The organism is Rhodococcus sp. RDE2, assembly GCF_020885655.1.
Classification (GTDB): domain Bacteria; phylum Actinomycetota; class Actinomycetes; order Mycobacteriales; family Mycobacteriaceae; genus Rhodococcus; species Rhodococcus pyridinivorans.
Genome location: NZ_AP025186.1, coordinates 842,521 through 855,053, shown reverse-complemented (window position 1 = coordinate 855,053; position 12,533 = coordinate 842,521). Strand labels below are relative to the sequence as shown.

16 protein-coding genes are annotated in these 12,533 nt (G+C 64.6%); all 16 read right to left on the bottom strand.

What is annotated here, in order from left to right; all coding sequences use genetic code 11:
* Window positions 1-326: 326 nt before the first annotated feature.
* The 16 genes from LPH33_RS04060 to LPH33_RS03985 all read right to left on the bottom strand — a co-directional run bounded on the left by LPH33_RS04060 (window position 327) and on the right by LPH33_RS03985 (window position 12,508).
* Window positions 327-941 carry a hypothetical protein gene (locus LPH33_RS04060; RefSeq protein ID WP_229567210.1) on the bottom strand — a complete coding sequence of 205 codons (615 nt, stop codon included), beginning with the start codon at window positions 939-941 and terminating at the stop codon, window positions 327-329.
* 16 nt (window positions 942-957) lie between these two features.
* Window positions 958-1,182, bottom strand: a complete 225-nt coding sequence (locus tag LPH33_RS04055; protein WP_229567208.1) for a hypothetical protein — start codon at window positions 1,180-1,182, stop codon at window positions 958-960.
* A gap of 166 nt (window positions 1,183-1,348) precedes the next feature.
* On the bottom strand, window positions 1,349-1,924 hold the full coding sequence (locus tag LPH33_RS04050; RefSeq protein WP_229567206.1) for an IS630 family transposase: 576 nt from the start codon (window positions 1,922-1,924) through the stop codon (window positions 1,349-1,351).
* A complete protein-coding gene (locus LPH33_RS04045; RefSeq protein ID WP_228524482.1) occupies window positions 1,903-2,430 on the bottom strand; it encodes a winged helix-turn-helix domain-containing protein in 528 nt (175 codons plus the stop codon). The genes LPH33_RS04050 and LPH33_RS04045 overlap by 22 nt, the downstream gene beginning before the upstream one ends.
* 10 nt (window positions 2,431-2,440) lie before the next feature.
* A complete protein-coding gene (locus LPH33_RS04040) occupies window positions 2,441-3,130 on the bottom strand; it encodes a hypothetical protein (RefSeq protein ID WP_229567205.1) in 690 nt (229 codons plus the stop codon).
* Window positions 3,131-4,920: 1,790 nt separating this feature from the next.
* Window positions 4,921-5,409, bottom strand: a complete 489-nt coding sequence (locus LPH33_RS04035) for a hypothetical protein (RefSeq protein WP_229567204.1) — start codon at window positions 5,407-5,409, stop codon at window positions 4,921-4,923.
* 4 nt (window positions 5,410-5,413) lie between these two features.
* On the bottom strand, window positions 5,414-6,892 hold the full coding sequence (locus LPH33_RS04030; RefSeq protein ID WP_229567203.1) for an SGNH/GDSL hydrolase family protein: 1,479 nt from the start codon (window positions 6,890-6,892) through the stop codon (window positions 5,414-5,416).
* Window positions 6,889-7,656 carry a hypothetical protein gene (locus LPH33_RS04025; RefSeq protein ID WP_229567202.1) on the bottom strand — a complete coding sequence of 256 codons (768 nt, stop codon included), beginning with the start codon at window positions 7,654-7,656 and terminating at the stop codon, window positions 6,889-6,891. The genes LPH33_RS04030 and LPH33_RS04025 overlap by 4 nt, the downstream gene beginning before the upstream one ends.
* 8 nt (window positions 7,657-7,664) lie before the next feature.
* Window positions 7,665-8,102: a hypothetical protein gene (locus tag LPH33_RS04020; RefSeq protein ID WP_229567201.1), complete on the bottom strand. Its 438-nt coding sequence runs from the start codon at window positions 8,100-8,102 to the stop codon at window positions 7,665-7,667.
* A gap of 10 nt (window positions 8,103-8,112) precedes the next feature.
* A complete protein-coding gene (locus tag LPH33_RS04015) occupies window positions 8,113-8,541 on the bottom strand; it encodes a hypothetical protein (RefSeq protein WP_229567200.1) in 429 nt (142 codons plus the stop codon).
* A 12-nt stretch (window positions 8,542-8,553) separates the two neighbouring features.
* Window positions 8,554-9,432 carry a hypothetical protein gene (locus LPH33_RS04010; RefSeq protein ID WP_229567198.1) on the bottom strand — a complete coding sequence of 293 codons (879 nt, stop codon included), beginning with the start codon at window positions 9,430-9,432 and terminating at the stop codon, window positions 8,554-8,556.
* The gene (locus LPH33_RS04005) at window positions 9,429-10,100 is read right to left on the bottom strand and encodes a hypothetical protein (RefSeq protein ID WP_229567195.1); all 672 of its coding nucleotides are present in this window, start codon (window positions 10,098-10,100) and stop codon (window positions 9,429-9,431) included. Before LPH33_RS04005 ends, LPH33_RS04010 begins: the two co-directional genes overlap by 4 nt.
* Before the next feature lie 56 nt (window positions 10,101-10,156).
* Window positions 10,157-10,501, bottom strand: a complete 345-nt coding sequence (locus LPH33_RS04000; RefSeq protein ID WP_229567194.1) for a hypothetical protein — start codon at window positions 10,499-10,501, stop codon at window positions 10,157-10,159.
* Window positions 10,477-10,893, bottom strand: coding sequence for a hypothetical protein (locus LPH33_RS03995; protein ID WP_229567191.1), 417 nt, complete (start codon window positions 10,891-10,893; stop codon window positions 10,477-10,479). Before LPH33_RS03995 ends, LPH33_RS04000 begins: the two co-directional genes overlap by 25 nt.
* Window positions 10,894-10,924: 31 nt before the next feature.
* Window positions 10,925-11,404: a phage holin gene (locus LPH33_RS03990; RefSeq protein ID WP_229567189.1), complete on the bottom strand. Its 480-nt coding sequence runs from the start codon at window positions 11,402-11,404 to the stop codon at window positions 10,925-10,927.
* Between the two features lie 3 nt (window positions 11,405-11,407).
* A complete protein-coding gene (locus LPH33_RS03985) occupies window positions 11,408-12,508 on the bottom strand; it encodes a hypothetical protein (protein ID WP_229567186.1) in 1,101 nt (366 codons plus the stop codon).
* Window positions 12,509-12,533: the final 25 nt, after the last annotated feature.

Genomic DNA, 12,533 nt, shown 5'->3' with positions numbered 1-12,533 from the left:
CAATTCCGATACGATTCTTGACGCACCCTGAATCTTCCTTACCGGGGAGGAGAACGCTCCGTTTCGTCCTTTGTCGGGGAGGACGAAACGGAGCTCTTCCTGCATTGAACCTGCTATCAGGCAGAGGGAAGCAATCAGACCTACTCGCCGCCAGTTCAACGCAGCTTCAAATTCGCGCGATCCTGCGGAGGGGCCGCCATACCTGATCTTACGCCGTGCCCATACCTGGGCGCACAGAGGTCAGACGATCAACGGGGTGGAATTTACCTGCGTCCGAGAGACCCGTAACGCCACTGCCATGCGGCTCGGTGGTGGCGCGAGGGGCCTTACCGAAGGCTGTCGTGAGAGTGCTTGCGGAGCTTCTTCTCATGACGAATCTCGTAGGCAGACTTCCGGACGGGTTTCCGCAGAGGCATCCCGTCTTCGAAGACTTCCAGATAGGTGGCATAGAGACGGCGCGCCGTGGCGATGAACATCAGCGAGATGTACGACGTCATCAACACGACTCCACTGGTCAGGATGATTCCCAGCGTCGTCACCTTGTCTTCCACGATCGTTGCACCCAGTATGCCCAGCAACAACGCGTCGACCAATGCTCCAACAGCGGCAAGCAGAACGCCGCTCATGGTTTCGCGGATATGGCCAGTCACTCTGGCATCCGATGAAAGTGTCAAGGAATCGGCAATACGTGCCCGCATCGTCAATATCTGGCCGGCGGCCGCGAGCAAGACACCAGCCAACAACGCAACCGCCGGCAACAGAGCCGTAGGCGACCCGAGCTGGAGGCCGAGGGCAAGCGAACCAACCGAGAGCACTACGGGGATCCCAAAGATCAGTAGGCACCCGCCGTAGTCGGGCCGACCGTCACTGTTGAACAGCTGCACCGAGCGCCAGTAGTCCGTCGCTACAGTACGCAAACTTAGCCGATCCGCGAATCCCACAGCTGCCTCCTCCCACCTAACTCAAGTCAAGCTTCTGAACTCGTCCCAACATCAATTCTGCTGTCTGCTCGCACTGGTGGTAGAAGGTTCCGTCAGACACCTCGTCCGTTCCCAGTATGTACGTGAACTTCCTGAAGTCGCTGGCGGGTGAAATCGTCTTCTTTACTCCATCGGACAGTACGTCCAAGCTCACGGTGTCGAACTCGATGTCCACGGTGCTGGTGAAGATGTCGTCTCGCATGGCCTTCGCCTGGGCGCGGGGATCCAACTTCTCGTTTGAAAGCTCAACATCCAGGTCGTCGAGAGGCTCCTCGAAGCCGTAGTACGACCTGAACCATCGCGCAGCGCGCTTCTTGACGCGTTCGTTTTCAATCTTACAGATATTTCGGTAATTGAGTGAGTAATGATCACAAGGAGAGCCCGGTGTGGTCGAGGAAGGCGTGGCACAGGTCGTAGCTCGAGCCGATCCGGGTCAGTCCGGCCTCGGTCGCCACACGGACCTCGTCGAGGGTGTCGGGGCACAGATTGGCCAGTTCGGTGGATTTCATGTTGCCCCAGACCTGTTCGATCGGGTTGAGGTCGGGCGCATACGCCGGGAGGCGTTCGACGTGGAGCCAGTGGCGTTGGGTGGCCAGCCACGCGGTCATCGCCTTGGACCGGTGGGCCATGAGCCCGTCCCAGAGCAGGATGATCTTCTCGCCGGCGAAGTGGGTGCGCAGTTCGGTGAGGAACTCGATGAGTTTGTCGGTGTTGTAGGCACCGTCGGTCATGGAGAACACGAACGCGCTGCGGTTGCGGTCGGGGCGATAGGCCAGGACTCCGGCCATGGACATGCGTTTCCAGGAGAATCGGTGATGCAGAACAGGGGTCACGCCTTTCGGCGCCCAGGTCGCGCGGACCACCGGGAGCAGCGACACGCCGCTTTCGTCCTGGAAGCAGATCCACGCACCTCGGCGCCGCGCTATTTTTTTATCCGCGGCCACTCGTTCTCGCGCCAGGCGACGATGGCGTCCTCGTCGCGTTCGACCGCCCGCCGTGCGGGACGTTGCCGGCTCCAGCCGAGCCGGGTCCGCAGGATCGTCCAGGTCTGGGTGGGCCCGTAGGTCACGCCGGTGACCCGCTCGATCACGATCGCGACCCGGCCCAGGGTCCATACCCCGGTGGCGAAGCCGTGCGCTCGAGGTCCTTGGAGTAATTCCTCTCGGATCACCTCGATCTGGGTGTCGTCGAGACGAGGCCGGCGTCCCGCCCGACCTGCACCTTCGAGCGCTTCGCTACCGCCTTCGGTCCACTGCCGATACCAGCGGGAGGCGGTCTGCTGGGAAACCTCCAGCTCGACCGCGACATCGATCTGCCGCCGTCCCGCGGCGAACATCTCCGCCGCCTGCATCCGCCGCTCACGCAACGCGTCGAGATCACGACGAGCGCCGCGTTGCTTGACTTTCCGGGCGTCGGACTCCTCGCCGGAACCGGTCTTCTTCCCTGCCATTCGTCAATGATCAAGCAGCACGGCGCGAATCACGTGCAACGACACGCCCTATTACCGAAAGATCTTTAGTGTGTACAGCCATCTCTACCGCACGGCGCTTGGGCTGACCGTCACTCTCAAAAGACCACTTCTCGAATCGCGCACCCACGATCTCGCCTCGCCGGATGAAGTTCTCCATAGCGCTCCGGTCCGCGAGATTCGCGAATGGCTTGAGCCGCCAAGGCACATCACTTGCCATCTTCAGGCCGCGCACCACAGCGGTAAGCGGACACGATCGCCCTCGTACTTCAATCGCAAGGATCCCCCGCGTATGGCCTTCGCGTGCGATCAGGGACGCACGGTAGGGAAAGACAGTCGCCTTACCTCGCAGCTTCTGTTCGTAGGTCGCGTCCTCGGGATCGAGGACAGTTCCGTCGACGTGGATCGCCCCGTATGCCAGTCTGAAGCGCACATTCTCGCTGTCGCGCTTCACTTCGGTGAAACGCAGTGAGCTTCCTGCTGCTTTCGCTGGTGACGTTCGGTCTTCCTCTTCATCGACGCCTCCGAACTTCATTGTCGAGTTCAGGTGCGCGGTAATCTCGTCCACCACAACGTCGCGATAGTCGACAGGGTCCGCGAGATCGTCCTTCTTCTTCGACAACCTCTGTTGAGCAGCACAGATAGGCTGCACCTCAGGTTTCATGTTGTCGTGGAGCTCCACGACAAACAACCGGTAACCGCACTGAGCCAACGAACCGTCCTCCCTACGCCACTGATCCCAGCGAGGTTATATCGCGAGGTCGGTGATGTGCGTTACAGGGTCATTGCAGAGGGAACCCAGTTGCCATGTCCGTATAGTCCGGGTTCTCATCGAGGCATGAGGAAGAGACGGTGGAAATGGGATGAGAACAACCCGCTGTTCGATGACCCGCAAGCCCCCGTTGGCGTACCGATGCTCATCGGCATCCTTGCGATCGGGGCGATCCTCTGGGCAGCACTCAAGTGATGGACCCACCTTCGCCGTCCTGTGGCGACGTCGAGGGCACCCGTTGACCAGGATGGTCAACCGCAGGTCTTTCCGAATATTGAAACTTGCAGTACCCTCCCTCGCGGGTCGGAGAACCCCTGTCGCCGACCCCTGAGAGCCACCGCTCTATCCCCCTGCGCGGTGGCCGCAGCCCCGTCGGCCCCTCCGCTGCTCGGCGGGGCTGCCTCGTCCCACAACCAGGATGATCCATCCGTGGCACACCGGAATCAATCGAGCAGGCCGACTCGAGGCGCTACATGAAATCGCCCCCACATGCCTGCGCAAGCAGTGGAGGCGATCTCGGCGCCGTGACGCTGGAGGCGGAACACGGCGCGATCTCGAGACTAGCGCGCAACGCAGGACCGCGCCGAGCACAACCAGCTCGTGCGCGACATCGGAGCGATCCTTGGTGGCATCTTTCATCGCACCGGCCATCGTGCGAGATCACCACTTCACGACGTCTGCGATCACACAAACACACCAACCCGCCTCCAGAGACGTGGGCCATGCATGTTCAAGGCGTCAACGGCTGGAAGTTGTCCACACCTCCGGGGACCTCCACGACCGGGCTACATTCGACGCTTCATCGCATAGCTGCGGGTGAGTCCTCAGGTGAAATCCGATCTGATCGATAACATCGCGGCCCATCGGTCGTTGATCACGATATGAGCAGGTTGTTGTGGCTGTCCATCGCATAGCTCTCGCTGTCCAGCGTCGTTGTGGTCATCGCCGGGCGCGTCATCCGCGCCCGCGAGACGACCGCGAAGGTCCCCGCCACCGGACGACAGAGATGAACCCGGCCAGACCGCACGTGAAACCAACCACGACACAAGGTTTCGAGTTTCGCGTCATCCGGTTCTGCAGTACCGTGAGGTCCGTGGCGGTCCCCCTTCCACCTCGGGACCGCCCCACATCCGGTCACAACTCATCCCCCTGCGCTGTGGCCGGAGGTCCCACCGCTCACCACTCCCTCGAGCGGTGGGACCACACCCGTTCTCGGCGTGGGCGTGGCATTGTGGATGATGCCGGTCCGCTCGGCCGCTGGGGGATCGAGCAGACCGGCCCGATGCACCCACGAAAACCGCCTCCACATGACCGTGCGCAGACCGTGGAGGCGATTTCTGTGCCGTGACGCCGGGGGCAGAATCACGACACGATCTCGACACTATCGCGTACTGTCCGACGTCGCGATGTCGGGGTGTAACCCGCCCGCGAAGGCACCACGCCCAGACTCGGAACCGGCCGACGCTTGCGACAGCTGTCCGTTTTGCGATAATCGGACACGGCGTCAAGCTCACCCGCGGGGCAGGCACAGCAACAGCGGGATGTATGGCGAGGAACCGCAGAATATGCTCGCCAGCGCCATCGAGGGGCCGCCGACCACAGACCGGCGGCCCCTCCCCGAACGGGTCGAACAAACACCAAACGGCGCCCCACCTCTTGAGAGGTGGGGCGCCGTTCCTGAACCGTGAAAGCTTCTCCTACTATCCAGAGGAGATGACGTCGAAGTACACATAGGCCGACGAGATCGACCGGGTGCTGAATGTCGAGGAGATCGTCATTTTCAGCAGGTCTCCGGTATCGACGGCAAAGTCACTCGACTCACCTGTGACGCCGTTGCTCACGTTGACCTGTTCGACCCACGCCCCGGCCGTGTAGTGCATCACCCGCCAGCGCAGATAGGCGTTCGCGGGGGATGCACCGGCGTGCACCCGGATGGTGCCGGGCCCACCGATCACCAGCGCGGTGCCTGCGTCGATCACGGTGTCGGGGAACCCTGGGCGGGGTACGAATCCGGTCACGTCGACGGTCTGCCCCGAGCTCACCGATGCCGTGCCGGTGAAGTCCATGCCCATCGGCACCAGCGGCAGCGGCGGCCACACCTGTTCGTCCCCGAGGTACACCCGGTCGAGTTCGAGGTCGCCGTGCCGGTACGCGTCCGGCCGAGAGCCGTCATCGAGCAGTGCAGGCATCAGATCACCCCTTGATCAGGTACAGCTTGTTCGGATCTCGCAGTGTCAGAGCGTCGTACTCGGCCTGGGTCATCCGCTCGTAGCTGTCGCGCTTGCGACGGGTCACGATCGTCGGGATCGACGCCATCTTCTGAGCCAACACCGCCTGCCCTTCGTACGAGGGATGGATGTTGTCATTCGTGTACGCGGGCTGCAGCGCGGTGGTCGACGTGCCACCGGAGCGCATGACCTGATCGAAGTCCACGAATCCGGCCGCTCCGAGAGGCAGGCTCTTGATCCAGTCGTTGTAGGCAATCCGCAGGTTGTTCTGCGCCGTGGTGAGCGCGTTGCGGGGCATAACGGTGCCCAGGTACAGCGGGGCTTCGTAACCGACGAGCGCGCGCACTTTCTGCACGATGGCGGTCATGTCGGCCTGGAACTGTGCGAGGGTACGTGAGCTCGAGGCGTCGTTGCTGCCCAGGCTGATGAGGATGCCGTCGAGCTGCGACTGCACCATGTCCTGACGTGTCCAGAACTCCGGGTAGGTCGCCGGCTGACCGAACAGCGCAGCGGTGATCCCGGCCATAGAGATGTTCTGCACCAGGATGTTGTTCGCCTCGGCCCACCGTTGCGGCGGGGAGGTGTGGATCGGCTGCGGCACGACGTTCGATACCGCGGTGCCCTGCGGGCCGGTGACGCCCTCGAGGATCGAATCGGCGATGACCAGCCACGCCGAGTCGTGCGTGTCGGTCGCGACCTCGTACTCGATCTGGAAATCCAGCGGGATACCGGTCGGCACGGTGCCGCCGGTCGTCGCGGGGTTCAGCGCGGCCGCAGCAGTGGTCCAGCGCCAGCACTGCCCGATCGTGGTTTTCATCGCCTGCGAGGCGAGGGTGAAGCCGATACCGATCAGGTATTCGACGCCCTTGTCGAACTGCAGCGCCGGGTCGGTGATCCAGGGGCTGTAGTAGTAGTTCCCGTTGCCCGGGATCGTCACATCGCCGGGCACGATCGTCGACGCGGCACCACCGGCGAAGTTTCCGCCGGAACTGTGGACGCCTCGGATGATGCCTTTGCAGGTCAGCGGGTTGTACGCGGCAGCGGTCATGCCGTAGTTGCGCAGCTTGAGCCGCCAGCGCAGCGTCGGTGCGAACAGCTTCACCGGGATGCGGATGCCGTGCTCGGTGGCCGCCGCGAGATCGGCGGCGACGGTCTGTCCCATGCCGCCGTTGGCGAACGTCATGATCCGGGTCTCGGGGTACGGGTCGAGGTCGACGCCGATCAGTTCGCGCACCGACAGCGCGTTCTCGGCCCGGGCGATGTCGCGTCCGATCTCGGACATGTCCGCGACGGCGTCGACGGACAGCTCGTCCTCGGGGCCGAGGAGTCCGTCGAGCCGGTCGTGGGCGGACTTGATTCCGCCCTCCATGTGGAGCAATCGGGCCGCCGACAACGGGGTGCGCGTCGACGGCCGGTTCTCCCATTCCTGCTCGTTGTAGGTCACGTCTCATCTCCTGGGAATAGGTCGTCGGACGGGAACAGGTCCTCGGCCGGATAGGGGACACCGATGTCCGGCTCGACCGGATGGGCCACTGCGACAGCTGTCGCGACAGGTACCGCTCGCGCGAGCGACCGCGACACTGACGGGGCCGGCGCCGACGCGGCGGCCCGCGCGACAGCGGCTGCGACAGTGACCTGGGCCCGTGCGACAGGGGCCGGGGCGAGTGCTGTCGCTGTCGCGGCGGGGACTGCGACGATCACGGTCACGTCCACCTCGACGGGGTGGGCCTGCCCGGTCGCGCCGGCTGTCGCGAGGTCGAGTGTCGCGGAGTAGCCCGCGACGATCGGATGGGCTGTCGCGACTGCTGTCGCCGGTTCGAGCGAGACGGTCATCTCGGTCGGCACCTGCACCAGGATCGGGTGGGCTTGGGCTGTCGCAGTCGCAGTCGGGATCTCGACGCGGGCGCCGATCAGGTGTGCGACGAGCGCGTGGCCGGTTGCTGTTGCCGTCGCGGTGGGCACCGGCACCACGATGTCTGCGACGACGGCGTGGGCTCGTGCTGTCGCCGATGCGACAGCGAGCTCGACGACGCGGTCGATGGTGAACTCGGGGTCGGGGGCGTGCGCGACGGCGACTGCGACAGGCAGCGCCACCATCGCGGGCATCGTGCCGTCCCACACCCGCAGGCCGCGCCACCACACACCCGACACCCGTTGCCCCCGCGCGTACACACCGATCTTCGGGGCGCCGTGCTGCCAGATGCTCACAGCCCGGCCTAGTCCGCGGTGATCGTGGCGATCCCGGCCGCGTTGATGGCCGCGGTGAAGGTGCCTGCGGTGGTGGAGACGTCGGCACCGAAGTCGACGTACGCGATCAGCGGCCGTGTCGCATCCGAGGCCGGGGTCGCGTCGTAGAACACCAGGTATCGGCAGGTGATCGTCGAGTCGGGCCACGACGGGTCGTCGGAGTCGAGGCGCAGCCGGTTCGTCGCGGCGTCGTAGGTGACGGTGACGCCGGTGAGGGACTTTCCGCCGGCGGTGTAGCCGGTGCCGGTGACCTCACCGGTCACCGAACTCTTGTAGCGGTGCGTGTCCTGGTTCGGGGTGTACGCGGACGTGCACAGCATCGCCTTGAGGGTGTCCGAGGCGAGGTTGATCTCGCCGGCGGCGAGGGACTGGAGGAATCCTCCGTAGAGCTTGGCGGTCACAGCCATGATGGGTCTCCTAGCCAGGAATGGTGAAGTAGACGGTGTCGGGGTCATCGAGACCGGCCGACTGCAGAGCGGTGTATTCGGATTCGGTCATCGCCTGCACGCGGGCGACACCACCTCCGTTGCGCACGAACCCGGTCGCCCACTCGATCGAGTCCGGCGGGGTGGCAGCGTCGATCAACGGCCACAACTGCACCGGTGTCGCGCTGTCCGGGATGGTGATCCGGTAGTCGGTGGGAGGTCCGGATGACATCCGCAGGACCGCAGGCCCGGGTTCGAGGTCGTCAGTGGTCAGGACACCGCCGGCAGCGACGTAGCGACTCTGGCGGGCGGTGACGACGCCACCGGTCCCGCTTGCGCGCACGGTCGGAATTTCGAAGGTAAAGATCGTCCGGTCGTCGGCGCCGGCGATGTCCCGAATGTGTGCGGTGAGCACGGTCATGCGAAGTCGCTCCTATCCGAGAACGCCGCCGTCGGGGACGGTGTCGGCGTGGTTGATATGGGTCGAGTCGCGGGACCAGCGGGTCGCGCTCAGCGAACACCACTGCGTGCCGCCGAGGACCTGGCAGAAGGTGTCCGAGATGACGCCCTGGTAGATCGGCTCGTAGCGGACCGCGAGACGGACATCGACCCAGTGCTCCTCCGCGCCGGGTTCGTCTTCCGGTGGCATCTCGGGGAGCACGAACGTCTTGGAGAACGCACCGGACCTCGCTGCGTTCGTGTATCCCAGTAGCCCGCTCTGGTGCAGTGCGAGATCCGACACCAGGTCGTGTTCTCCGGCGGTGATCAGCGCACCGGACGAGTCGACGACTTCGATCAGGAATCGCGGAAAGATCGGCGAGTAGGTGTTGTAGAACACCGGGATACCGTTCGCGTCGAGGCGAAAGTTCAGGCCGATGGAGTAGCCGGTGACCGCGAACAGCGCGTCCACCCGCCACAGCCCGCCTTTCTTCAACGTGAGGAAGCCGGTCTCGGGGCCGTTCCTCGACACCGCAAGGCCTTTCGCTGGGCCGAGCTGGGTATCGAACGGCAGCACACACCATTTCGAGTACGGAATGTTCCAGGTGTGGGACATCACCGCGGATCCGTACGCGGAGACCTCGTTGAGCAGATCGATCCGGTGACGCAGCGCCAGTTGCCCGTCCTTGAGCTCGGCAGGGATCATGCGTTGGCGTTGGCAGGCGGCCTTCCAGATGTCCTGCGCGTTGACGAACGAACCGACCGGCTGTGCCGTCATCTGGGCTTTGGCGTCATCCTCGGTCTGGGCTTGTGCCGCCGCGAACAACCCGGGGGCGAGTGATCCGTCGGGGATCGCACCGTCCGGTGATGTCATGACAGCATTCCTCCCTCGGGTGCCTCCGGGATGTCGATGTTGTGGTCGGTGTTGTTGGACCACTTGTTCACCGACAGGGCAGACCAGGTCGTGCCGCCGAAGACGCGGCGCTGGGTCGTGGTGCCCTGCCAGGCATGGGCCCGCACCATGTAGGTGTCGTCGGCGGGGATCACGAAGGTCTTCGAGAACGCGACCGTCTCGTGGCCGGCCGGGGTCACGACGATCGCGAACAGCGACTCGGAGTACGAGGTATCGGCGACGTGGTTGTACACCTCGAGGTAGATACCGGCCGACCACGGATTGCCCGGCGGGGATTTTTCCCAGCCGATCAGAAAGTCGGTGCGCCACAGTCCCTTCGTGTCGAGACGGATCCCGCCCTCGAACGGAGACGCGCCGACGTTCGGGCCGAGCTGGGTGTCGAACGGCAGAACGACTTTCCGTTGGGACGGAATCAGCCAGTTCTTCGACATGAACGTCATGCAGTACCCGTTGACGCCCTCGAGCAGATCCACCCGTTCGTTGAGCTCGAGCTGTTCGTCGAGAGCCTCACCGACGGTTCCGGCGACGTCGGATTCGAACTCCCAGTACGACTCCTGGGCGTCCTCGAAACCACCGAGTGCCCCACCGGTGGCCGCGGCCTTCGCCTCTTCCTCGGTCTGCAACTGCATCGCCCGGAACAGTCCCGGGACAAGGGAACCTTCGGGTAACGCACCATCAGGTGAGGTCACAGTTCCTCCCTGAGAATCTCAGGAGCCGCCGGCGGGGTGTGTCCCGGGACGTGCTCGTCGATCCAGCGCAACAGCACACGAATGAAACTGATTGCGGCCCTGCTGATTCGTTGCTCGTGCCGCAGTCGTCGGTCGAGTTCGTCGACGCGTTCGTTGAGCCTGCTGACCTCGCTACGCAGCGCCGCCATGTCCCGCGAGTTCGCTTCTGCGTAGGCCGCCCAGTCGGCCGTCGTGTTGCTTTCCCGGTTCGACCTCCGCATCCACAGGTGCCCGATCCACGCGACGATCGCCGCCAGGATCGGACCACCGAGGCCGATCAGGAACGCTTGGGTTGGCGACATGCACCCCCCTCGGGTGGGTCAGGAAGCGCGACCCGCTCGTAGAGAACCCCGACGCACAGCGCCAGCACAGCGATCGTCAGATACGAGGCCGCGGACACGTAGGCCCTGGGAACGCCGAGCACTGCCCACGACAGGATGAAACTCAACCCCCAGAGCAGATTGAAGAACACCGCGAACGACAAACCTGCCGACTGCAGTCGGCGGACGAGGACCGCGACCAGAGCAAAAACTCCGGTCGCGATCCATCCGACTGCGTACCAGGACAGCGGGATCGCCTGGTCGACGAACGCCAGCTGCGGGGGTGCCGAATTCGGAGAGTGCGGTCCGAGGTACGACGCGCCTCGGACGATCGAGGACACTCCCAGTGCGGCGAGAGCGATTCTGCGGACCATGACCGGCCCCCTCACATGATGTTGGGGATGGTCAGTTGTCCGCGCCGCCGGGCGACGGTGCCTCGTCGTCGTACTCGAGATCGATGGTTTCCATGGTCTCGGAGGTCTCGATGGTGAGGCCGCTGTCGACTCCCGTTCCGATTGCTGCAGTGATTCCGTCTGCTGTGATCGGCGTCGGAGTCTTAGCAGCGGCGACGGAGATACCGAGCACGGCAGCGGCGAGGCCGGCGATCGATGCCCACTGTGTGTCGGTGAAGATGCCGTACAGCTGCGCAACGCCCTGGACGGCGAGCAGCACCGAGTACAGGGCGGTGCGCACCGTCGACGTCGAATGCAGGATCGCGAATCCGAGGGCGATCACCGCGGCCGCAAGTGCTGCCCAGGCGGGCACCGCGGCGGCGTCGACGACGCCCCACGAGGCGAGCAGGGTGATCGCGGCGCCGGCAATGATGTAGACGCGTTCACGGGCTTCGGCGGGAATGGCGGTGCGGACGGTATCGAGCATGGACATGGTTCAGGCCTCCTGAATGGTGGTGGGTTGCTGGCTGGTGTCCCCGGACGCGAAACGGGCCTGCAGGGACTCGACGAGCCGCTTGGTCTCGACGATCTCTCGGTGGGTTTCGAGCAGCCAGAACACGAGTGATCCGCGACGGTCGTCGCCGTCGACGTGGGAGAGGAATCCGTCGTAGACGACCTCGTTCCAGATGTCGGCGAGGCCCGCGCGGCCCCACATCTCGCCGTCCTTGACGTGGACGTACTCACGGCCCGCATCGGAGATCTGCCGGACTTCGTGCGGCTGGCCCCACTGCAGGGCGGCGTGCTGTTCGTAGGTGAGCTCGGACACGGTTCCTCCGGGGACAGGTGCGGGGGTGGGTGCGCCTTGGCGCATGATCAGCGCCCAGGTCTTCGGGCCGACGGTGCCGTCCGGCAGCAGCGACGGGTCGGTCTTCTGCAGCGCGACGATCGCGGCCTTGGCGTCGATCCACCGGCCGGTCTGCGGGAGACCGAGCTTCGCTTGCAGGCGCTTGAGTCCGTCGATCTTGTAGGCCGGTTCACCGGCCTCACCGGAGATCGATTCCTCGGGGCCGCTGTACGGCCCGTAATACTCACCGGCGGGCAGCGGGAAGTCGTCCGGGTCGGCGACGCCGACACGGGCGGGCAGGTACCAGAAGTCGTGGTACAGCGGGTCGTTCCATGCACGGGCACTGTCGGCCACGACGTGACCGGAGCGGCCCCGGTACATGCCGCGGGATTCGAAGTTCAGCCCGTCGAAGGTGCCCGAGACGTGTGAGTTGTAGCCTCCGCCACCGTGCAGGAACCCGAGTTTGAGCAGGGCGTCGGCCGGCACTTCGGCCTTGCTGCGCGCGTGGATCAATCCGAGCTGGGCGGCGTCACCGGTCGCGACGGCGCCGTACACCCCGGGCCGGTTGCAGTTCTCCGTCGAGCCGTAGCGACGGTTGGCCTTCATGCCCTGGATGTGCGCGGCGACCGCGAAGACGAACCACGAGCAGTCACCGCCCGGGTTGCCGCTGCCGCCGTAGTGGTACGGCAGCCAGTCTTTCGACCAGATGTATTTCCGGGTCGCGTCGACCTGGGCGCGGGAGAAGGTACGCATGTGTATGTCCTCTCCTCGACGAGGT